The sequence below is a fragment of the Nostoc sp. EspVER01 genome (genome assembly GCF_034530635.1).
Taxonomy (GTDB): domain Bacteria; phylum Cyanobacteriota; class Cyanobacteriia; order Cyanobacteriales; family Nostocaceae; genus Nostoc.
The window spans coordinates 97,086-120,553 of the sequence record NZ_JAVRCS010000018.1 but is presented as its reverse complement, the minus strand read 5'-3'; the positions used below and the strand labels follow the sequence as shown (position 1 = coordinate 120,553).

At 41.4% G+C, this 23,468-nt stretch carries 14 protein-coding genes; 5 read left to right on the top strand and 9 right to left on the bottom strand.

The annotated features are described in order from the left end of the window. Positions 1-84: 84 nt before the first annotated feature. The gene (rpiA, locus tag RMX69_RS17050; protein ID WP_289798220.1) at positions 85-795 is read right to left on the bottom strand and encodes a ribose-5-phosphate isomerase RpiA; all 711 of its coding nucleotides are present in this window, start codon (positions 793-795) and stop codon (positions 85-87) included. A gap of 242 nt (positions 796-1,037) precedes the next feature. On the opposite strand from rpiA, the gene RMX69_RS17045 reads away from it, so the two are divergent. After that, complete coding sequence (locus RMX69_RS17045; protein ID WP_289800056.1) at positions 1,038-1,712, top strand: S-layer homology domain-containing protein; 675 nt, start codon at positions 1,038-1,040, stop codon at positions 1,710-1,712. A 30-nt stretch (positions 1,713-1,742) separates the two neighbouring features. Here RMX69_RS17045 and RMX69_RS17040 read toward each other — a convergent pair whose 3' ends face one another. Beyond that, positions 1,743-3,005, bottom strand: a complete 1,263-nt coding sequence (locus tag RMX69_RS17040; RefSeq protein WP_289798219.1) for a hypothetical protein — start codon at positions 3,003-3,005, stop codon at positions 1,743-1,745. Between the two features lie 417 nt (positions 3,006-3,422). On the opposite strand from RMX69_RS17040, the gene RMX69_RS17035 reads away from it, so the two are divergent. From RMX69_RS17035 to RMX69_RS17025, 3 genes are all read left to right on the top strand, one after another. After that, entirely contained in the window at positions 3,423-6,254 is a 2,832-nt protein-coding gene (locus RMX69_RS17035; RefSeq protein ID WP_322638163.1) for a DUF3131 domain-containing protein, read from the top strand. 452 nt (positions 6,255-6,706) lie between these two features. Further along, positions 6,707-8,668, top strand: a complete 1,962-nt coding sequence (locus RMX69_RS17030; protein WP_322638162.1) for a glycosyltransferase — start codon at positions 6,707-6,709, stop codon at positions 8,666-8,668. A gap of 195 nt (positions 8,669-8,863) precedes the next feature. Next, a complete protein-coding gene (locus tag RMX69_RS17025) occupies positions 8,864-9,190 on the top strand; it encodes an STAS domain-containing protein (protein WP_094351411.1) in 327 nt (108 codons plus the stop codon). A gap of 42 nt (positions 9,191-9,232) precedes the next feature. On the opposite strand, the gene RMX69_RS17020 is transcribed toward RMX69_RS17025, so the two are convergent. Continuing rightward, entirely contained in the window at positions 9,233-10,423 is a 1,191-nt protein-coding gene (locus tag RMX69_RS17020) for a SpoIIE family protein phosphatase (protein ID WP_289798216.1), read from the bottom strand. Between the two features lie 150 nt (positions 10,424-10,573). On the opposite strand from RMX69_RS17020, the gene RMX69_RS17015 reads away from it, so the two are divergent. Beyond that, a complete protein-coding gene (locus RMX69_RS17015; RefSeq protein WP_289798215.1) occupies positions 10,574-10,990 on the top strand; it encodes an ATP-binding protein in 417 nt (138 codons plus the stop codon). Positions 10,991-11,323: 333 nt separating this feature from the next. Here RMX69_RS17015 and RMX69_RS17010 read toward each other — a convergent pair whose 3' ends face one another. The 6 genes from RMX69_RS17010 to RMX69_RS16985 form a co-directional block, all read right to left on the bottom strand. Next, the gene (locus RMX69_RS17010; protein WP_322638161.1) at positions 11,324-16,051 is read right to left on the bottom strand and encodes a response regulator; all 4,728 of its coding nucleotides are present in this window, start codon (positions 16,049-16,051) and stop codon (positions 11,324-11,326) included. Positions 16,052-16,113: 62 nt separating this feature from the next. Further along, positions 16,114-17,361, bottom strand: coding sequence for a hypothetical protein (locus RMX69_RS17005; RefSeq protein WP_322638160.1), 1,248 nt, complete (start codon positions 17,359-17,361; stop codon positions 16,114-16,116). Positions 17,362-17,706: 345 nt separating this feature from the next. Beyond that, complete coding sequence (locus RMX69_RS17000) at positions 17,707-17,919, bottom strand: CopG family transcriptional regulator (protein ID WP_289798212.1); 213 nt, start codon at positions 17,917-17,919, stop codon at positions 17,707-17,709. A gap of 55 nt (positions 17,920-17,974) precedes the next feature. After that, a complete protein-coding gene (locus tag RMX69_RS16995; protein ID WP_094351405.1) occupies positions 17,975-18,649 on the bottom strand; it encodes a response regulator transcription factor in 675 nt (224 codons plus the stop codon). A gap of 496 nt (positions 18,650-19,145) precedes the next feature. Beyond that, positions 19,146-20,579, bottom strand: coding sequence for a HAMP domain-containing sensor histidine kinase (locus tag RMX69_RS16990; RefSeq protein ID WP_322638159.1), 1,434 nt, complete (start codon positions 20,577-20,579; stop codon positions 19,146-19,148). Between the two features lie 747 nt (positions 20,580-21,326). After that, the gene (locus RMX69_RS16985; protein WP_322638158.1) at positions 21,327-23,375 is read right to left on the bottom strand and encodes an amylo-alpha-1,6-glucosidase; all 2,049 of its coding nucleotides are present in this window, start codon (positions 23,373-23,375) and stop codon (positions 21,327-21,329) included. Positions 23,376-23,468 lie beyond the last annotated feature (93 nt).

The window sequence follows — 23,468 nt, the reverse complement described above, 5'->3', positions numbered from 1 at the left end:
TGTTTAAACTCACTAGAATTTTGCTTAGTTTTGGATTTTAGATGTCTCTGAAATCTAAAATCCAAAATCTAAAATCCAAAATTATTACAGTTGCCGCACTAATGGCTGACCATCTTTGACTTCGCCAATTAAAACTAAATCGACACAGTTCACAAAGATCCCATTTTCCAGAACGCCAGGAATGTTATTCAATGTCTTTTCTAGTCCGGCTGGATCTTCAATGGAGTCAAATCTGACATCTAAGACAAAGTTGCCTTGGTCAGTGATTACTGGCCCAGCTTTTTTTACACCCATGCGGAGTTCTGGTTTACCACCGAGTTTTTTGATGGCATTGGTGACAGGGGTAATTGCCATTGGAATCACTTCCACGGGTACAGCGAAAGTAGAACCTAAGCGTTCTACTAACTTGCCACTGTCTACTACGACGATGAACTGTTCTGCTAGGTAGTCTACAACTTTTTCGCGGGTATGTGCTGCACCACCGCCTTTAATCAAATTCTTCTGCGGATCGACTTCATCTGCGCCATCAATGGCAATATCGATGTGGTCAATAGCATCCAAGGTGGCGAGAGGGACACCGTACTGCTTCGCCAGCACTTCTGACTGAAACGAGGTAGGTATACCAATGATATCTTTGAGTTCACCAGACTTGAGGCGATCGCCTAAATACTGAATCGTATATGCTGTAGTTGACCCCGTACCCAACCCGACAATGGAACCCGACTTGACTAGGGCGGCGGCGGCTTTGCCAACTTCTTGCTTCATCAACTTTACGGGATCTGCTGCTGCTGTCATTCCCAAAACTCCTGAAAAACTGACTATAGTCCATAGTAGTGGGCGGATAACGCCAAAACATCAAAGGTAAAAAACAAGTTTTTGCTGATTTTTACTCCCTTGATGATGAAAACCAGCTAACGCACTACATAGCTACGCAACATTGCCTAGCCGAAATTCGTCATTAACTGAGACTAAATTTTGCGTTAACCTCAGTAACGTAGTTTTTTAATTCACGTTAGCAGCTAAAAGTAGTTATCATGATGCGTCAGCTTTCAATTACTCTATCTTTAATGGCACTACTACAAAGCTTGCCAGCAATTGCTCAAGTACCAGAATCTAATTCTGGAATAACAGCTGATTCCATTCAACAAGTAACTGCTGTCAAATGGATGACAAACTTTCCCGATGGCAAATTTTATCCAGAAAGATTACTGAGTCGGGCAGAATTGGCCTCGATTATGGTCAAAACATTTCGGTTAGATAGAAGAGAAGCTGTTACCAAAGAAAATTTAACTATTCCAGATGTTCCTCGTTCTTATTGGGCATTTAATGATATACAGACAGTTCTAAAAACTGACATCATGAAAGGCTATCGGGGCAATGAATTCTTCCCTAATCAAAAGGTGACAAGGGCAGAAGCTCTGGCTATTTTCGCTCAGGCTTATGGTGTATTTCAATTTCCTGATGCCGCTGTAAATGAGATTCTGGCTTCACATCCAGATGAAAAGTCTATCCCAACTTGGGCTAGAAAAGCGATCGCTACTGTAGCTACTGAGGGATTTCTAAATACAGATGCTCAAGGCAATATTTCCCCATTAAAACCCGTGACCCGTGGGGATATGGCTTATGTATTGAGTAAATATTTGCAACGACAACAGCAACAACCCGAAACACCGGAAGTTCCGATAATCCCAAATAGCCCACAATCTCCTTAGCTAGACTTTATCAAGCCAACGGACTCAAAATCAGTTTTGACCCGGATTTCTATACCTGTCTCGAAGTTGACGAAGATATACGGAATTAGACTGTGTTGGTTGCTGCAACACATTATTTCCATAGGTAGATTGTGGTAGTTGCGTCGGTTGCTGCAAGCCATAATTCCCATAATTAGTTTGTGGTAGTTGCGTCGGTTGCTGCAACACATTATTCCCATAATTAGTTTGTGGTGGTTGCATCGGTTGCTGCAAGCCATAATTCCCATATCCTACGGGGTTTGTGGGTGTGACAACACTTTGACTCGGACTCTGGCTAGAGTAAGGTACAGTATTACTTGGTGCTACGTTAGGCACTACTTGACCGTTATTTAAATAAGTGTAAGGATTTTGCGGTAAGTTCGTACCCGTAGTTAACCCATTATTAGGCACTACTTGACCGTTATTTAAATTAGTGTAGGGATTTTGTGGGAAGTTCGTACCCGTTGACGTGTTGCTTGTCCCAGGAGTTGACCCAGTGTTTGGTAGAGAATTCTGACTGGTTAAGCTATTGATGGGTGGCATTAGGGTTGTTCCTGGAGCGGGGACTTGCCCGAAAGCGTTTGTCTGAGTTGCAGTGTTGCCACTGAAGCTAGACAATTTTTGGTTTGTCGATTGATTAAGCGCTGCTTGCAGAGGGTTGATAGAGAGAGAATTTTGATTCTTATTGGTTTGATTTGTGAATCCAATACCCAGGCTAGAAGACGTTTGGTCTCCCCCTGTTGGTTCAGATGCCGCATTTAAGGTTTTAATACCTAGAAAGGGGTTACTATTATCAACTGTTCCAGTACGCAATAAATTGTCTGTTTGTTGGACAAAGGGATTTTTCACGGCTGGCGAGGTATCGCCGTTAACACCTAAACCAGGATTTAATTTGGTATTATTAGCAGACTTTTGTTTGTTGATGACATCATCTAATGAGCCTTTGGTCTTTTTTGCGTCGGTCTTTTCTTCAGGCGCATTTGCGTTTAATGAGAGAGTTGCTTGCTCAAAGTCATTAAATAAAACTGGTAGGTTATCAATATCTGCTGCAATAGCTTTGTTTTCTTCTGACAGTGAGGAATCAGCAGACTTTTGTAAAACGACTGGTTTTTTTTGCTTATAAACGAAAATACCTGGGTTTGACCAGTATTCCCAGGTTGCTAGCCCAACTACAGATAAAAAAATCGCAGTTCCCCAAAAACCAGGTCGCCCTAGATTCCATAACCTGGCTTTGAGATAGCGTAAGTAGGCGGGAGGATAATGACGATGTGGCATGGGATTTGCTAAATGAGATTTACTATAAATTGGTAGAATTCGACGGAAGAGGCATTGCTGTTTGATGCTTTTATTGTCTGGGAAGGAAATGTCTCAACTAAAGTTTGATTGTGATTTCATCGTAACTTCTCAAGAAATTATTAGTTACAAGTAAGTCAAAAATTAACTAATCACTATTTTAAACTAAACGGTTTAGTCTAAAAAATAATTTTGAGTATTTTAGCTGCGATCGCCCCAGTTTCAATTTTCTACAGGACTAGCCGACAGATTAGCAGAGGTGGCATCTCTGCGGTGAAAATGGTTGACCGCTATTGACTAAAGCGATCGCCAAGTCTATTTTTTATACCTGATAAAACTTGATTTATGAATTATAACTGTACAGACGGGCTATGACGCTCCTAACTTCTTCTTTAAATTATGATATACAAACTCCCTCAACAAAAGCTGTTGAGATGGATTGCATTGTTCCTAATTGGAACATTTCTGCAATTTTTGTTTTACATCCCGACACCAGTCTTATCTCAAAATTCCAATAGCTGTAGCAATATTACAACCCCGCTCACATCTGAAGAACAAACTTATGCTCGTGCGTCTTGGCAGTATTTTGTCAAAAATTATCAGCCAGCAACGGGATTTACCAATTCTACTGGGGGTTATCCTTCCGGTACACTCTGGGATATGGGTAACTACCTGATGGCATTGAATGCTGCCCGATGGTTGAATCTTACCGATCAAGCAGACTTTGATTCCCGCCTCAATAAGTTTTTGACAACTCTTAGCAGTCTGAAGTTATTTGAAGATGCTTTGCCCAATAAAGTCTATAATGCAGCCACAGGACAGATGGTTGATTATGGCAACAATCCCCTAGAGCGTGGTCTTGGCTGGTCTGCTTTGGATGTTGGGCGAATATTGGCTGCGTTTGATGTCATCCGTACCTGTCATCCTCAATATAATGACTGGCTCAAAGGAATTATAGCCAAGTGGCAGGTGGCGCGATCGCTCAAAGATGAACAACTTTATGGCGCTACTGTTCTCCCTGACAACAAAACCTTACTAGTACAAGAAGGACGACTCGGCTACGAAGAATACGCCGCTAGGGGTTATCAACTTTGGGGTTTTTCAGCACCCAAGGCTATTGCTTTAGAACCGTTTAAATTGGTCGAAGTTAATGGTGTGCAAATTCCCGTTGATACGCGTGACTTTCAAACCACCAACGCTAATAATTATGTTGTGAGTGAGTCTTATATCCTTGATGGGATCGAATTTGGCTTGCAGGGTGAGTTAGCTGATTTTGCTGCTAGGGTTTTAGATGTACAAAAACGGCGTTTTGATACCACAGGTCAGTTAACTGCGGTGACAGAAGATAATATCGACCAACCACCTTATTTTCTCTACAACACCGTTTACGCCAACGGTACAAATTGGGCAACTATTACTGATACCAATCAACCTTATCCACAGTTTCGCAGCCTCAGTACAAAAGCTGCTTTTGGCTGGCACTATCTTTTTCCAGAGAATGCTTATGCCCGAAAAGTTTTTGATGCAGTCAAGGATCTCCGCAGTCCTGAAGATAGCGGTTACTATGCTGGAATCTATGAAGAATCAAAACAACCCAACAAAGCTTTGACAGGTAATACTAATGGGTTAATTTTAGAGATTTTATACTACAAAGCTAAGGGAAATCACCCGTTAATTGCTTCCAGTTCTGCGAGTGTGTCTACTAGCAAGCCTAGTGAAAATGCTTCTTCAGCAACCCCTGCAAATCAATCGAATTCTACTGTTACGACTCCGAGCGCAACACCTGCAAATCAACCGAATTCTACTGTTACGACTCCGAGCGCAACTTCTAAACCTACAGAAGTAGCTGTTGCACCTATTCCACCAGTGGATAGTCCCCAGCCATCATCCAACCTGAAACTAGATCGACCACTAACGCCTGTTGAACGGCGCTATGCAGAGGCGGCTTGGCGATACTTCCAAGCAAATTATCACCCCAAAAGTGGGCTGATAGACGATCGCAGTGATTTTAAAGGTGCAACCCTTTGGGGATTGGGAGATTATCTCGCAGCACTTCATGCAGCGCGATCGCTCGATACAATTACCCCCAAAGAATTTGACCAGCGTACCCGCCATCTCTTAGGAGCCTTGACAAAGTTACCGTTATTTGCGGGTGAATTACCAAGTCGGAGTTATGATACGCGATCGCTCCAACCAGTCGATTATGGTGGAAATCCAGTTCCCGAAGGAAATGGTTGGTCAGCTTTAGATTTGGGTAGAATGCTGGCAGCGCTTTACAACTTAAAAAGCTGTCATCCAGAATACACGGCTGCTGTAGATAAAATTGTCCTGGATTGGTCATACTTGCGTGTGGTGCGCGAAGGTATTCTTTCTAGTGCCACCGTTACCAAAGAGGAAGATGGGCGATATCTCACCCGCGTTAACCCCGAAATCCGCTTGGGTTATGAGGAATATGCCGCTCGTGCTTTTCAATTATGGGGGTTTAATCTCGATCGTTCTGCTGTTGGGGGTGAATATCAAACTGCCTCAGTGGAGGGATTGAAAGTCCCAATTCAACGCCATCGCACAGATACTAATTCCAAAGTTAACCAATACACAGTTAGCAATCCTTTTGTACTCTATGCATTGGAGTTTGGATTAGATCCAAAAATGCGATCGCTCTTTGAGCCAATTTTCCAAGCACAAGCTGAACGTTACCGCCGCACCGGCACTCTCACAGCCTCAGCCACCACCTTAATCGATCGTAAACCTTACACTGTCCACAGTACAATTACTGCACAAGGGGACTCTTGGGTAGCTTTAGGAGATGATGGTCAACCAGTACCAAAGGGGCGATTGGTAAGTACAGCGGTAGCTTTTGCCTATAATGCCCTGCTTCCAGACAATAAGTATAGTCAACAGTTACAGGAAGGAACGACTGACTTATATAATCCACTAATTGGATTTTATGAGGGCTTCTACGAAACCACCGGCAAAACAGCAGTTGGTTTCACCAGCAGCACCAACAGTATGATTTTGCAATCCTTGCTATACAATGTGACAAATCGACAACCCTTAATTCGTCCGATTACCACTATGAAATCTCTTTGGTGGCAGACAGTTACCAAGGGAAATTCTGGGCGAGGTCTACCAAATAGTGCCACACAACAAACCAAGTTAACTTCTGATAGTTCTGGAAGTTACTGGGTTTCAAGTGGTGAAAATACTCACCTAGTAACTGGCACAAAATAACATAACCAAAACCCTCATTTTCAGGTAGGGGCAATTCATAAAACATTGGTATCAACTTAAGCCGAGAACTATATCAGACAGGCGTTTTGCAAATCCCTCATGCCCTCATCCCCTAACCCCTTCTCCCAAAGGAGAAGGGGAATTGAATATCTAGCTCCCCTCTCACGGATGGGAGAGGGGGGTGAGGGCAAAACGTTGTCACCAAGGGGGTTTAGCGTTAATTTGACACCAATGTTCATAAAATTGCCCCTACAGCATGTAGTTTTGCATAAGTCTTAGTAATACCAAAATCCTTGTAGAGACATAGCATTGCTATGTTTCTATATCCAGATTCATAACTCAAATCAGCAACGCCAATTTTGGGTTGATTGAGAAAAAGTTGTTAGTCACAAATTTAACTAGGGAATACTTATTTTGATGGGGATGCAGATACATTAACTATCGGTACTAAGATGACTTCAGTTTCTCTGACAAACTTTTCTGGGAACAGCCGCTCATTACTCAAAAAAAGAACGCTATTATTTCGTTATTTAGCAGAAATCAATTTAATTTTTGGTATCTGGTATTTGCAATGGCGCGTCACCCATTCGATCAATCTTGATGCCCTCTGGATTTCTATTCCTTTGCTGATAGCTGAGATTTACAGCTATTTCGGTGGCGTAATGTTTGTAATTGGGTTGTGGCGACCTTTAGTCAGACAAGTTAAATCTCTCGACCAGATGACCCCACCCATACCCAGAGCCGACTGGCCAACAGTGGATGTGTTTATAACCTGCTACAATGAGCCGCCGGAAATTGTCGAAGAAACTGCCAAAGCGGCCCTAGCAATGGATTATCCGCCCATCAAGTTACGCGTTTATGTGCTGGATGATGGTAACTCGGCTGATATGCGAGCGATGACAGAGAGATTGTGTATTGAAGATTTGCAGTCAGAACAATTACAGCTAGAAGCGGAACGGATTGATGCAGAACATGCTGGATTGTTGGAGCGCTTGAAGCAACTGGAAAATCTGACACCTAATACTCAAGCTGCCGAACAATGGCTGCAAACATCAGAATCAGTGGTGAATCAGCCTGCGGCTGGATTTGTGCAAAGTTTGCGATCGCTGATTCTTTGGCTACCTCCGACTCATCAAAGTATTCGCGATCGCCTAATTACCGAACGAAAAACTTTAGAAGAAGCTATTTACAAAAAAGAACTAGAACTAGTTGAACTCACTCGTTTTCGCTACATTGCTCGTCCTAAGACGCCTGGTGTAGCACATCATGCGAAAGCAGGCAACATCAATTACGCAATTTTTTCTGGAGAAACTTCAGGAAATTTTATTGTTACTCTAGATGCTGACCACATTCCCAAGCGAAATTTTCTCAAGCGAGTTCTGCCTTATTTCTACACCTATAATCTTTCAACCGGAAAATACGACCAGAACCAAATTGCTTTTGTACAGACGCGCCAAGATTTTTACAATATCCCTCCAGGCGATCCTTTTGGACATCGAGCAAATTTATTTTATGGGCCACTTCAACAAGGTAAAGATGGCATGAATGCCGCGTTTTATACGGGCACAAATGCGATCCTCAGACGTGAGGCATTAGTTAGTGTAGGATTGCAAAACTTTGCTGATGAATTCGCCAAAGATGAAAAACGTTTAGATGAATTTGATTTAGTTGGTGGGGTATCCAGTAATAGCATTACGGAAGATATGAATACAGCCATGCGTCTACATAGTGCTGGCTGGAAATCTATTTATCACAATGAACTTTTGGCAGAAGGTTTAGCCCCAGACGATCTAAGTTCTACTCTTAAACAGCGGCTACGCTGGGCACAAGGAACTATCCAAGTGCTAGTGAGGGAAAATCCACTGACAAAATCAGGGCTAACCTTTTGGCAAAGGTTGCAATATTTCAAGACGATGTATAGCTATTTCTCTGGTTTTGCAACTCTGGTTTTTATTTCTTGTCCAATTATCTATTTTTTTACGGACATTGTTCCAGTCAAAACCTACGGCCCTGACTTTGCCATACACTTTTTCCCAGCTTTTATTATTAACCGTCTGACTTTCCTTACAGCCACCTGGGGCATTCCAGCTAGAGAAGTATGGCGTTCTGAACAATATGCGATCGCTTTATTTCCCTTATTAATCCAAGCTGTATGGAGTGTGTTAATAGGGCAAAAACTCAATTTTCAAGTCACACCTAAGCAACGGCAATCCGGGATTTATCTCCGGCTCGTTTGGCCACAGTTGGTTGTTTTTATCCTTACCATCTTGGGAATGTTATGGAGCCTTTACCAATTCGCAATTGGCCATTTAAATAATCCTGATGTTCACCTACTCAATGGTGCATGGGCTATCTATAATTTATTACTTTTGTGGGCGATCATCCGCGCATCTGTTTGGCAGCCTCCAAAATAGGTTGAAAAGCTCAAAAAGATGGCTATTTTGGAGCTTTGGAAATTTATCGGAAATGGGTTGACGCTAGCTTTTTTACTGCCATAGCAAATAATAGTAATCAGCAAGTATTAAAACAAAACTAATTGTGGACTTTATCTCTTGCAGTTTGCATGAATTCAATGCCAAAATATAACTATACAATAGGGCAATAAAACCATGAATTTGAGTGTAAAAGTACTAGAAATATCTGGAATTTTAGATGGTATTAGAGGTAACGAACTACGTCGTGAAGTTAGAGGTATGCTAGCAAACGGGGCCGATATTTTGTTGATCGATATGAAAGAAGTCAAGTTTATTGATAGCTCTGGTTTAGGTGCTTTAGTATCAGCCATGCAAATGGTACGAACTGCTAATGCTAAACTGTTTGTTTGTTCGATAAGCGATCAAGTCAGGATGTTGTTTGAACTGACTAAAATGGATAGGATTTTTCAAACCTTTGCTGACAAAGATGAATTTCGCCGCCAAATATTGGCAACACAATAAGCTATTATTCAATCCCAAGTTAACTATGCATATTTGACTATTCTAACCAAAATTAACTTTTACTAAAGATAAGTCATCATCAAGATTGTCTTGAGCATTTAAGGTGAGAATTTTTGCTAATAGTTGATTGAGGTTGCAAGTATGTTTTTGACTATATTTGGTTAGTAATTCCATGAAAGCATCGATACCCCAAATTTTACCATCTGACTGATTAATTTCATAAGCACCATCACTAAAAATGTATAAAGTGCTGTTTTCTTCAATTTCAAAAATAGCATCCTCAAATTGAACTTCAGGCAAAAAGCCAATTGGTAAATCTAAAGAAGTTAGCTGTTTAACTTCGATGTTGTTAGTAGAGGTATTAGATAACAGTAAAGCTGGTGGATGTCCGGCGTTGGCATAAATGAGTTGACGTTTAAGGCGGTGATAAACTCCATACCAGATTGTAAAGTATTTATCACCGTGCTTACTCATTTGAAAGGCATGATTGAGAGCTTTTAGGACTTCACTTGGTTGACAAAAGTTAGTGTTAGGTAGAGATTGCGATCGCAAAACATTTTGTACGGATACCGATAGGAGGGCTGAACCCACCCCATGACCAGATACATCTAACAAATAAATTGCCAAATGATCCTCGTCAATCCAATAATGGTCGAAGCAATCACCCCCTAGCTGCGCTGAGGGAATAAACAGATTTTCTGTAGTTACTGCTCCTACAAGCGGTGAGGGTAAAAGCGATCGCACATAATCAGCGGCCTCAGCCAATTCTGCTTCCAAAATTTGCTTTTGAGTTTGCAAATCCTGATTTAGTGTCTCCAAAGCTTGCTTTTGACTTTGTAAATCCTGATTTAGCTGGTGTAACCTTAGTCCTGCTCTTACGCGTGCTTTCAATTCATTCATCTCTATCGGTTTAGAGATAAACTCATCTGCTCCAGCGTCAAGTCCCCTAACTCTATCTTCCTCTTCTCCTCGAGCTGCTCCCCTAGCCGTCAATAGAATAAAAAAAGTAGTTGCCAATTCTGGATCTGTTCTAATTCGACGACATACTTCTAGCCCATCTACTTGTGACATCATCCAGTCACAGATAATCAGAGCCGGATGTAGCAGTTGTGCTTGTTTAATTCCTTCTTCGCCATTGCTGGCTACAGTAGTCTCATAACCTTGCTTTTGGAGTGTACTTTTTAGTACAGCTCGTACTGTTGGGTCATCATCAATAACCAGAATTTTAAACATAAATTACAATTTATTAAGTAAAATGTTCGGTAAATAGTTGCTTTAATTTAAGTTATATGCAATTGAGTTTTTAATGTATAGTAAAAATACTCAAATTAAATAAACTAATTAAAGAATATGATTATTTCACAATATTTTCTTAGTTAAAAAGTGAATCATAAAATTTATCTCAAAGTCAATACAGACCTGACAGCTTCATCTCAAGTTTTGTCTTGGTTCGAGCAGATGAATCAACCACCTATTCCCGATCAACAAATGTGGTGGCAGTGTCAAACACTTTTGATAGAAGGCTTTACTAACATTGTTGAACATGCCCACAAAAATTTGCCTATTGAAACTCCTATTGAGATAGAAGCTGTGCGGTTAGATGAATATATAGAAATCCGCATTTGCTCTCAAGGACAGCCTTTTGACTTAGAGCAAAAATTACGGCAAACATCTGAATTTGAGAATAACGATCGAGAGCGCGGACGTGGTTTAAAAATCATGTCCACCATTGCTGACAAGTTAAGTTATGAGCCGACAGCAGATAATCGTTACTGTTTATTTATTATTAAATATTATTAAATATACTGATGTTGAAGAATAATTCAGAATTCAGAATGGGCTAAACCTTAGCTATCCGCTAACAGGAGTCAGAATCAAGACGCTCGTGACGCTCGTTCGCCCTTGAGAGAAGACTCGCTTTCCGCCAGCGATGCACTGAGTTTCGACACTTCGACAAGCTCAGTGCATCGCTGCGCGGTAATCGAGCGACTTGTGCCGAGCGAAGTCGAGGTAAGTCAAGATTAAACTACCGCCTGTCGTTGTGTCGTACAAAATTCATTCTGAATTCTGACTCACCTCGACTGCGCTCGGCGAACACCTGACTCCTGAATTATGTTCGATAAAAGTGGAAAATTAGGAGTTAGGAGTTTTCATTAAAAACTCTTGAATGCGTTTAATAAAATCTTCTAACTCTAAGATTAAGTTACTAGTACCTCGACGCTCTTGTTTATAAGCTAATTGTTCTAGTTTTTCTGCTGCCAGATGCATGGTTGTAACTCCCATATTGGCACTAGAACCTTTAATTTGATGACCTTGGAGTACTATTTGATCAAAGTCATGATCTGCGATCGCTATTTTAATTAACTCTAGACGAGGTTGAATATCCTCAACAAATATTTGCAGTAGTTCCAATTCAAATTCTGGGTTATTTTCTGAGAGTTGGTGCAAACGTTCCCAATCAATTGGGAGGTTAACTGAACCTACATCTGTTGTAGAAACTGTTTGCTCTGTGGCAGCTGTTTCTTTTGCCTCGAATATCACATTTCCCCAACGCTCTAGCGTCGCCGCCAAATCTTCTTTGATTACTGGCTTGCTCAAATAGTCATCCATTCCGGCATCTAGACACATTTGTTGGTCTTCTCTCATCGCATTAGCTGTCATTGCAATTACTACCGGACGATAACCACTAGCAAAGTAGTTTTCTTGCCAACGATGAATTTCTTTTGTGGTTTCTAAACCATCGAGAACTGGCATTTGGCAATCCATCAGAATTAAATCGTAGGGAATTTTTTCTAATAGCTGCAAAACTTCTTTCCCATTCCCAGCAACGTCAGCACTATAACCCAGGCTTTTGAGTTGCTTCAAAGCGACTTTCTGATTCACCAAATTATCTTCGGCTAAGAGAATTCTTAATTTTTGGGAGTTACGAGGTGGAAGCCGCGAACTAGAAGAATAATAGTTGAGGTTGTTTTCAGAATTTTGCAGTTTTAAATCCTGACTTCTGTTAGAGAAGCGGGGCGTAGCCCATTCTAACTCCTGAATTTTGACTTCAGACTCCTCTTGCATCTGTGTTCCTAAAATAGTCATGATGGTATCGAGGAGCCGCGATGGCTTAATAGGTTTGACTAAATAAGCCGCAAATCCTATTTTTAGCGCTCGTTGGATTTCATCGCGTTGATTAGTAGAGGTAAGCATAATCAAAGGTAGCCCAGCGATCGCTGAATTTGCTTTAATTTGTTCTCCTAAAGTCATGCCATCTATTTTTGGCATCTGCATATCAATCACAGCTATGTCATAGAAATTTTTTTGCTTGGCAGCTTCCTGAATAGCTTTGAGAGCAACACTAGCCGAGGCAACCTGATCCACCAGCATCCCCCAACGGGTAGCTTGATGGTAGATAATTTTGCGATTAGTAGCATTATCATCCACCACTAACAAGCGCCGATTGATCAAAAGTTCGCGTTCGCCTTCTAAGGAAATAGACTCAAGTTGCTTGGCAAAAGTTACTTCAAACCAAAACTTAGATCCTTTCCCCAAGCGACTTTCTACACCCATTTCTCCTCCCATCAAGCTTACTAGTTGCTTGCAGATGGCTAATCCCAAACCTGTGCCGCCATATTTGCGGGTGGTGGAAGCATCTACTTGGGTAAATGGCTTAAACAGTTTGGATTGATCTTCTGGGGTAATGCCAAGACCGGTATCTACGATCGCAAAATAGATGGTGGCTGTAGTTAGGGAAAGCGAACGCAATTCTGCGCGTAATACTACCTCTCCTTTACTGGTGAACTTGATCGCATTGCTAATCAGGTTCATAAGAATTTGCCGCAGACGGCCAGCATCGCCTTGGAGGTGGGTAGGGACGTTGCTATAGATTAATCCTGCAATTTCTAATCCCTTATGATGAGCTGAGGGAGCCAATAATTCCAATACTTCTTCTACACAGGTAGATAAATTAAAATCTAGAGTTTCTAGTGCCATTTCCCCAGCCTCTAGTTTGGACAGATCCAAAATTTCGTTGATCAGACTTAACAGAGCATCGCCACTAATGCGAATTGTCTCCATAAAATCCCGTTGCTCGGAATTTAGGGGAGTTTCTAACATTAAGCCTGTCATGCCTAATACAGCATTCATCGGAGTCCGAATTTCATGGCTCATGTTGGCCAAAAAGGCACTTTTGGTTTGAGAAGCTAATTCAGCTTGGTGACGAGCAATTTCGAGTTCTCGTCGTTGTTGAGTTTCTGCATCTAACATTTGGGCTTGGGCTAAGGCAATACCTACTTGGTCGGCTATTTGCCGTAAAAGATGAGTTTCAAAGCTAGACCATTGGCGGGAACTGCCGCACTGATGGACAATCAGTAAACCGCAGAGTTCTTCTTTGACAAGAATGGGTATGACTAAATTACACTGGACTCCAAATTGTTGTAGTAATTCGAGATGGTTGTTTTGGACTTCAGCTATATCCAAGTCAGCAAGCCCCAGATTCGGTTTTTGACGGTACTGCTGTAGATAGTACTGCTGGATATATTCGGCTTGAAAGTAAGCATCGACTAGCTCTTTATCTTTAATTGCCAGCCAGCCAGAAATTACTGCCTCAACCACGGTAGCTCCAGAGCCATCAGCCAAAGGTTGATAAATCAAAACTCGATCGCTATGGAGAATTTTTTGTACCTCAGTGACAGTGATTTGGAAAATTTCTTTGATTTGCAAAGACTGACGAATTTTGAGGGTGATTTCAGTAAATAGTTGCGATCGCAAGTTTTGGCGTTGGAGTTGTTCTTCTGCCTGCTTGCGCTCAATAAACTGCCCTACTTGCTCGCCAATCAAATTCATGACTTTTGCCAAATCTGGGTCAGCTTGCTGGATTTCATGGCTAAAGCAGGTAATGACACCGATGATTTTTTTACCACTACAGATCGGAAAACCAAAAGCTCCATGCAGTTCTGCTTCGGCAGCGATTTGAGAGCGAATGAAACTCCGATCTTTAACGACATCAGCGATCCAAACAGGTTCAAGACTAGCCCAGACACGACCAGGCAGCCCAATTCCTGGTGCAAATGTAATCTGCCGACTGAGGATGTCAAATTCTTGCATCTCAAAGGAGATTTTATACCATGCATTTAGCAAGGACAGTAGATTTGCTCGCCGATCCAGCATCCAAAATTCACTAAAATCCCATCCCAAACTTTCGCAGATTCCTTGCAAGATTTGGGGCATGGCTTCATTGATTGTGGTTGACTCTGCCAAGACACGGGTTGTAACATACTCTGCTTTCAAATGCTGTTCAGTTCGTTTGCGTAAGCGAAGTTCCTCAAAGACATCGCTGATGTCAATACCTGTAGCAACAATGTATTCAACGTGCCCCTCATAGTCTTTCAAGGTAGTGTTAGTCCAAGAAATAAGCCGCCGGCTGCCATCCTTAGTTACCCAATAGTTTTCGTATTCTTTGGGCGCTTCACCAGATCGCAACTGCTCAAAAACTGCTTTAACCGACTCTACCTGTTCAGGAAGTAGAAATAGGTTCCAGAAATGCCTTCCTTTCACCTCATCAAATGAGTAACCAGTAATTTGTTCGCAAGCTTGATTGAAGCGAACGATTTGCCCTTTCGTGTCAAGAACTATTACTAAAGCGCTGGTTGTATTAAGGACTGCTGAGATAAAGTTGCGTTCTTGATTGAGTGTTTCCTCTGTTAATTTCCGCTCTTTTCCTTCACGGTAAATAAAGTAGTAGACTATAGCCAGAATCAAAAAACTTAGACAAATCGCGATCGCCAGTGTCAAAACCGTGTTGTTAGCACTGGCTTTTGCAGCTTGTGACTGTTGTTGAAGCAACCCTCTATCCTGATTTTCTATCTCATGGACGATCTTGCGGATATCATCCATGAGATGTTTTCCTTGATTTGTCTGGATTACCTGCAACGCCGCCTCAAATCCCTGATTTTGACGCAGGTATATAGTCTGCTTAAGTATGGCAAGTTTTGCAGCTATCAAAGATTCAAGAGTTGCGAACTGCTTTTGTTGGTTAGGTTCATCTGCAATTAAATCCTTCAGTTTTACAATTTTGCGATCGATGTTTCCAATTACTGCTTGATAAGGTTCTAGATAACTTTCTTGTCCAGTGAGGATGTAACCGCGTTGTCCAGTCTCAGCATCTTTTATCTCAGACAGTAATTCTTCTAGTTTATTGATTTTCTCTTGGGTTATTTGTACTTGGTTATTTGTATCAATCAATATATGTGTATTTTGATAAGAAATCACACCAATCAAAACTAAAACTGCCGATGCTAACCCAAACCCTCCAGCTATCCTTTGAAAAAATTGTTTGCGTGTCTTCTGGGACTGTTTGCGTGTATCACTTGCCAATACCAAACTTGCTAAATTGCGGCGCATTTCTAGTTGCTTAATTACCTGATGACCAATAATTCGTAATGCTTCAAGTTGTTCTGGAGAGAGGTTTCTTGGTACACGATCGATTACACAAAGTGTTCCTAGTGCATATCCTTCAGGGTTAGTTAGCGGTACTCCAGCATAAAACCGAACATTTGGGTCAGAGGTGACAAAGGGGTTTGTCGCAAACCTTTCGTCTTCTGTTGCATCAGGTACAACAAAAACTTCAGGTTGCAGAATAGCATGGGCGCAGAATGCCAAATCACGGGGTGTTTGTAGGGCATCCAAACCAACTTTTGATTTGAACCACTGACGATTAGTATCAATTAAGCTGATTAAGGCAATGGGAGTTCCACAAATATATGAGGCTAAACGGGTGAGGTCGTCAAAGGCTGCTTCTGAAGGAGTGTCGAGTATTTTATACTGCAAAAGAGATTCGATTCGCTGTGTTTCGTTATCAGGTAATGGTGCTTTCATTCTCCAGCCTTATACCATTTTGGATTTTAAAAACAGAATTCTGACTCCTGAATTCTTTTTTGTTAAAATTTGACCCGCAACTGTCCTGTGAAGGAATTACCACCGTAAGCACTTCCGCTGGTTTCTTGATTGCGGACATTACTAAAGCTATAGCCCAAGTCTGCTTCTATACTGGGCGACAGTTTTACCGTACAGCGCGTTTGATAGGTATTGGCGTTGTCAAATTCTCCTTTAAGTCGCTGCCGTCCTAAGTTGGCAGCAAGGCGACAGCGTAAGAATTGAGCAATATCTCCCTCCCAAGCTAACTCACCGTTGTAAACTAAGAAATCTGGTGGAGAAAAATAACCGCTTGTGCGTTCTAAATCGCGATCGTAACTCCAAGTGAATAAGTTAGCTGCCAAAGAAAATTGTCCGAACTTGCGCTCTAACCTACTAAAAGACTGCACCTCAGAATTACCATCGTTGTAATTACCCAAACGCAATGATGAAAATAAGCTGGTATTACGGTCAATCTGCCAGTATAAATCAGGCCCAAATCGCCAAACAGTAATTTGATTGTCTAAAGTTCGAGCATTAGATTTATGAGGCCCTTGTTCTAAATTACCTGATATTATTACTGCCGATAGCAATCGACCTGATGACGAAACTCGCGGCGGCGCAATCGGAGCATCCACCTTAACATTGAGATTGATAGCTGTGGGTAAACGATTGAACACATCGACTCCGGCTGCTGTTTGTAGAGTCACTTGTCCAATTTTTCCTTGCCATCCAACTTGCAAAGGAAAATTGGTAATTGATTCAACACCGCGTTGCTCAAAGAAGTTAAAACCTGTCTTGAAAAATATTTTATTGCCATTTCTCAATCGAAACTGAACTGTTGGTTCTAAGAAAAAATTAGTTTGGCCAAAGTTGTCTGTATCATAGCGATAGTCTGTATGAATACTTTCCAAAACTGCATCCGGTGTTTTTGCTTCGGTGGCAGTTGTTGGTGGGCTAGAATTCGGCTGCGGTGGTTCGGGTAGCGGTGGTGGGCTAGAATTCTGCGGTGGTTCGGGTAGCGATGGCGGTAATCGCAAATCAGGATTGAAGTTTTCGGGTGCCGCCAGCAAAATAGGTGTTGATTTTAATCGATAGGGGAGTGGTTTTGAGTATTGCTCTGCTGACTCAGGATTTATTGTGGTGACTTGCTCAGTCAATCCTAAAGGTGATTTCCAGGTCTGATGTGCTTGGGCTGCTTGTAATTGAGCTTCTGATAATATCCAAATACCTACGCTACAGATTACTCCCAATTGAATCTGTAGACATCCCAAAAGAAATACAGCGTACAAACTATATCGAGAAACAAAGAGATAAGGTCTAAAACTACATACCATCGGTTGATACTATATTTATAAATGAAAAACTTGCTGCCAAATAGTTTTCTGGCTGCTAGCTGATGTATTCGGACTGGGATTATGATGCCCATAATCGATGCTTGTTAAGACATAGGAAAGGCAAAAGGCGTAAAAACGTTAATTTGGCGGAATATAGAAGTTCCCAGGTGCATGAAGTGCATATTAAAAACTCACCCCCAACCCCTCTTTTTATTAAGAGGTTGGGGGTGAGGTTAAGTTATACCTCATTCTGATTAGTAAATGCTATATTCGAGTCGATATTTACTGTGATTTTGACCAACTGCCAACAGTTATTGTTGAGTCTGCTGTTTCTATCTCAGAGTTTTCAGTATTGTCAACCTCAAGACCTCGGAGCAATTCTCGAATTACATCTGTTGCTGGTCTTCCCGTGAGAGCGCAGTATTGTTCAAGTTTCTTCATTTCCTCGGTTGTAAGATTTACTGTCAGTCGTTTAACAGCCCATTTTTTCTTCATGTTCCTCTTTTATCTTGAATATGTTGCTTTTCTCGAAATCACCAAGTCATTACGATTACTCCCGTAGTGCATAGCCTACACCACGGACTGTATGAATCAAACGTTTTTCGTTATTTTCTTCTAACTTAAGTCGCAAATAACGAATATATACTTCAATAATATTAGAATCACCCATGAAATCGTAACCCCAAACTTTCTCTAAAATTTGATCTCTAGTAAATACTTGACGGGGATGTGAAAGGAGATATTCTAATAAGTCAAATTCTTTTGCTGTTAACTGAATGCTTCGTTTTTCCCGAAATACTTCACGAGTGCGCCGATTTAAGCTTAAATCTTCAAATTGCAACAAATCCTCGTCTGTTTCTTGCGTGCGCCGGAGATGAGCGCGAATTCTAGCTAATAGTTCCTCAATGCTGAATGGCTTAACTACATAATCATCGGCTCCTGCATCTAATCCGGCGACGCGATCGCTCACTTCATCTTTTGCTGTCAACAAAATCACTGGTACTGTACTACCTGTTGTTCGCAAACGCCGACAAATTTCCAAACCTGTCAACCCTGGAAGCATCCAATCTAGAATCGCTAAATCTGGTGATGAGTCTCGCGCCAGAGTCAAGCCCGCAATGCCATCATGGGCGACACTTACCCGGTAGCCTTCGCTATTAAGTTCTAATTCGACAAATCGCGCCAGTTTGACTTCATCTTCCACCAAAAGGATATGTGCTGTCATATTTTTGCTCCTAAAGCAGGTGATGTGAGAATAAAAGTGCTACCCATAACCTGGCTTTGAAAGGATGGCAATTTTGCCTCCCAGACCTTCGGTTAGGTGTTTCACAATCGATAAACCCAAACCCGCTTTGCCAGTTAAACGAGGGCTGCCTTTATTCTCACAGGAAACGGAGTGACTTCCAAATAGATTACCCGATGCTTAAATTTCTGGCATTGCTGATTAGATGTATGAATCTTGGTGTAGAAATGTTACATTACCAAGTATCTACAAAGGTTTTGAAATCAAGCAAAATCATTTTCATCCTGGAATTCAGCAACGCCAAGTTTATCTGTAATCTGTACTATATCTGCAATAAAATCAAGAAATTGGGGATCTGAGTCTTGCAAATTTTACAAATCAGATAGAGCTACTATAGCAATCCTAAATCATTTGTGAAAAATTAGATCCCCGACTTCTCAAAGAAGTCGGGGATCTAAACACCGTGCATTTTTACAAATCAGATAGAGCTACTATATGTAGGTAAACTGATTGTAAACATACTCCCTTCTCCTAACTTTGATTCCACACTGACACTACCTCCCATACCTTCTACAAGAGTCTTAACAATCGATAAACCCAAACCACAACCCCCAGTAGTATGAGAGCGAGATTCATCTACACGATAAAATCTCTCAAATATCCGTGCTTGTTGTTGTAAAGGAATGCCATAACCTTTGTCACAAACTTGAATAATGGCCCGATCTTGAAGCCGATCTAACTTAAAAATTATCGGTGTATCAGCATCAGAATACTTAATGGCATTATCAATTAAATTTAATAATACTTGTTTCAAGCGACTATAATCTGCTTTTATCTCAATTGGATAAATTTCTGACTCGATTGTAATTGTGCGATCGCTATATTTTTTTGCCATCATGACAACTTCTTCAACCAAGTCATTCAGTACATAAGATTTCATTTGAAAATATAGGTATCCGCTATCTGCACGCGCTAAATCAAGTAAATCTTGTAGCAGACGAATAGTGCGTTCAGCTTCCGATGCCGCAGTTTCTAAAGCTTCTTGTTGAGTTTGGGTTAAGTTATTCTGCCTTCGCAAGACGCTTTGTAAATAACCATGTACAATTGTTAAAGGTGTGCGTAATTCATGAGAAACATTACTCACAAATTCTCGTTCTTGCTCCCATGATTGGGAAAGGCGCGATAACAGCATGGTTAAAGTTTGAGCTAACTCTTTAACTTCACTGGGTGCATTATCAAGATATAGCTGTGCTTGTCCTAAATCTTCAGCGGAAATCACAGAAGCCATTTGATTTAGCTGACGCAGAGGTTGCAGAGAACGCTTAATATAAAATGCGATCGCAGCAGTTAAAACAATAATTGCCAAAATACTAGTAATACCTAAACTCTGCACCATTACTACAAACATTCTCTGTTCGCGGGTAATATCCTTGACTACAAATAACTCACCTAATAATTTACCTTGCACTTGTACAGAACTACCACATAGAACAAAGTAGCTTTGGTTCACTTTGTAAACTTGTGGTTTAATCGGCATCTTAGTCAGGGTAATTAATTCAGCTACCGTAGTATCAGATAATAAATTCAAAGTGGTAGATTTTGCTAAAATTTTATTATCAGGACTTTTTAGCCATAATAATGTATTGGTATTTGCTAAATTATTAATAGCTTTTTGTAACCCAGTTTCAGGTTGCATCATTTCACTATAAATTTGTACATCTTGCGGCAAGCGCTTGGCAATTTGTTCTATATTATATTTATGACTATCAACTAAAATTTGCTGCATTTTCCAACTAGTCCATGTAGCAAGACTACCTAATACCAAAGCTGAAAATGATGCAATACCAACCGTGAGGCGTAATTGTAAGGAACATGGATCTATATTTATCCCAAGTTTGATGATTTGCTTCACTGTTCAGGTTGCGTTTTAGGTGTTTAATAAAGCTTTAAAAATAAAACAGGAGTCAGAATTCAGAATTCAGAATTCAGAATATTCTACCCATAAAGGGATAGAGTTTTAAGGCGAGAATATTTTAATTTTTTTCGCCCACTATTCCACTCGCTTTTAAGCAATATTCAGACCTTGCAGACTCGCTTTACGCGTCGCTATCACCCACTCGTACAGAATTCATGCTGAATTCTGACTCCTGAGTTCTGAATTCTTCTCATAAAATCAGACTGCTAAATGTAAAGTTACTGTTAACCGCTACATCTTTCGTTATAGCTGATTTTAACTTACCTCTGTTGCATACCTACAGTGAAAAGTGCAGCCATTCCAAAAAGATTGCTAAATATTTTTATTTAATTGCCATCTCAAATCCGCGAATTTTTATCTAATAATAATCTAAATGCATTTACTAGTAATTAAATTAATTTCTGCTGAGAATTACCTTAAAATTTTTAATCCTCGAAATTGATTCCGAGGCGGGGTGGTAACAACAAGCCTTTGTCACTATTTAGAGAGAATCAGATTTGGATGTCGGTTGTCTATTTGCCTTCGATCATCATTCCTGACGCCATATTTTCCTCCTAACACTAAAGCGTGTCTATAAACTTTTGAGGATTACTTCAGCATTACGTCTTTCCTTTTCTGAAGGATGTTAATTTCTTAAAAATTCTTGACAAAATCGACTTTGTAGATAGACCACGGTTCGGCATATCAACTCATTGTCGCAAACCAAGCACGCAAAACCTCTGCCACTGTCCACGCTTGGGCAATGCATCCCCGTGGAGTCATGGGGGCATCACCATCAAAAATTTCGCTGAGACTGCCAACACCGTGTGCAGTCAAATGATTAGCCATTGGTTCCAAAAATTGACGAGCCTGTTCGGGATTTTTATAGACGCGCAGGTGTGCTAAGACGAACGGCCCCAACAACCAACCCCAAACTGTCCCTTGGTGGTAGGCTCCATCACGTTGATACTGATTACCACCGTATTTACCCTGATACTGAGGATGATCGGGGGAAAGCGATCGCAATCCATAAGAAGTCAACAGCGATCGCCCGCAAGCTTCCACCACACCCCTTTGCTGAGAAGGTGTGAGCGGACTTTCTGGTAATGAAACAGCAAATATTTGATTAGGTCGCAACAACCCATCATCACCATCAGGACTGTCTAAAACGTCATAGCAATAACCTGTCTCTTCATTCCAGAAGCGAGAAAATCTATACTTTGCCCGCTCTGCCATTGCCTCATACTCTTGGTGTGGTTTCCCAAGTTGACGGGCAAACTTTGCCATTGTCCGTAAAGCATTATACCAGAGGGCATTAACTTCAATCGGTTTGCCAATTCGGGGCGTAACTACCCAATCATCAACTTTGGCATCCATCCAGGTCAGTTGTACACCAGCAACGCCTGCATAAAGTAAGCCATCGGCGGCATCGAGGTGGATGTTGTAACGTGTACCGCGACAGTGCCAATCAATGATGTCTGCAAGTATGGGAAAGAGTTCACCAAGCAAGGTATCATCGTCTGTAGCGCTGTAGTAGACGCGGACTGCCTCAAAATACCAGAGAGTAGCATCGACTGTATTATATTCTGGTTGCTCCCCCGCATCGGGAAAGCGATTAGGTAACATTCCCTGGTCTACGTATCTGGCAAAGGTGCGAAGAATTGAGCGTGCTAACTCTGGACGACCAGTGGAAATTGTCAAACCAGGTAGACTAATCATCGTGTCGCGTCCCCAGTCGCTAAACCAGTGATAACCAGCGATAATGGTTTTGCCGTAGGGGTCTTCTGGCAATGAGCGATCGACAATAAACTGGTCAGCAGCTAGTACTAGATGGTTGATCCAGCTAGGTGATTCCTTAGTTTTTAGGGGTCGATTAGTTTTCCAAAATCCTATTAACTTCTGCTCTTGAGCGCGACGTAACTTTAGTGCCGCTTCACCATTGAGATTTGGTTGTTTTTCTGTGCTGGCTACAATGGCGTAGGCGCAGCCCGTCGTAGACATCGCTTCCCCAGGATTCAGTGTAACTTCAAAGGTGGCGGCGTGGAGGTGGTCTTCTTTATCTCTCAATCCCCGATAGCGTTCAACTGCTAAGTCAAAGCCATGATACCAATTGTGGACAACAGATACACTAGGGCGTGAAGCGTTGCGTAGCTTGCCGCCGTAGGCATCGCCTTTAGGTGAATCACTCAGTAGATATAGTGGTACAGCACCCGGATAAGCAGTTACACAAATTCCCTGTTCCACCTCCTCAACAGACATCTGCCAACCATTGCTTTGAGTGTCGCTGTGATAATCGCGGTAGTTGACTATTGCTTTGAGCGTCAACTTTAGCGGTTGAGTGGCACGACGCAAAGTATATTGAACATAAGTTGTGTTCGCACCTTGTTGCATCCACACCCGTTTTTCTAGTAAGGCATCGGCAATAGCAAAATGCCATACAGGAATTGTACCTTCCAGAGAAAAACGTTCAATATGCTGATAACCGTGCGGATTGACAATACCATCTGCCCAACGATTGGTGTCTAGAGAATAAGAGCGAGTATCGTACAGGACAGTTTCATCTAGTTTTGTCAGCATTAAAGTGCGACCCAAAGGTGGTTTTAATGCTGCTACCAATAGTCCGTGATAGCGGCGAGTTAATAAACCAGCCACAGTCCCAGAAGCGTAACCACCAATACCGTTAGTAACTAACCACTCCCGCGATTCTGCAATCTCAAGATTGCCGCAGATTTCCCGCCCAAATTCTATACACATAAGTCACGCCACTTTGCTCTAAATTCAAAATTAACAATCGCTATCATGCTTTTCTCTCTGCGTTTTCTATGCATCTACGGGTTGAAAGTAATT

Excerpts from the sequence above, each read along its gene's own strand:
- rpiA (WP_289798220.1), bottom strand. The coding sequence starts at position 795 with ATGACAGCAGCAGCAGATCCCGTAAAGTTGATGAAGCAAGAAGTTGGC.
- RMX69_RS17045 (WP_289800056.1), top strand. The coding sequence starts at position 1,038 with ATGCGTCAGCTTTCAATTACTCTATCTTTAATGGCACTACTACAAAGC.
- RMX69_RS17040 (WP_289798219.1), bottom strand. The coding sequence starts at position 3,005 with ATGCCACATCGTCATTATCCTCCCGCCTACTTACGCTATCTCAAAGCC.
- RMX69_RS17035 (WP_322638163.1), top strand. The coding sequence starts at position 3,423 with ATGATATACAAACTCCCTCAACAAAAGCTGTTGAGATGGATTGCATTG.
- RMX69_RS17030 (WP_322638162.1), top strand. The coding sequence starts at position 6,707 with ATGACTTCAGTTTCTCTGACAAACTTTTCTGGGAACAGCCGCTCATTA.
- RMX69_RS17025 (WP_094351411.1), top strand. The coding sequence starts at position 8,864 with ATGAATTTGAGTGTAAAAGTACTAGAAATATCTGGAATTTTAGATGGT.
- RMX69_RS17020 (WP_289798216.1), bottom strand. The coding sequence starts at position 10,423 with ATGTTTAAAATTCTGGTTATTGATGATGACCCAACAGTACGAGCTGTA.
- RMX69_RS17010 (WP_322638161.1), bottom strand. The coding sequence starts at position 16,051 with ATGAAAGCACCATTACCTGATAACGAAACACAGCGAATCGAATCTCTT.
- RMX69_RS17000 (WP_289798212.1), bottom strand. The coding sequence starts at position 17,919 with ATGAAGAAAAAATGGGCTGTTAAACGACTGACAGTAAATCTTACAACC.
- RMX69_RS16995 (WP_094351405.1), bottom strand. The coding sequence starts at position 18,649 with ATGACAGCACATATCCTTTTGGTGGAAGATGAAGTCAAACTGGCGCGA.
- RMX69_RS16985 (WP_322638158.1), bottom strand. The coding sequence starts at position 23,375 with ATGTGTATAGAATTTGGGCGGGAAATCTGCGGCAATCTTGAGATTGCA.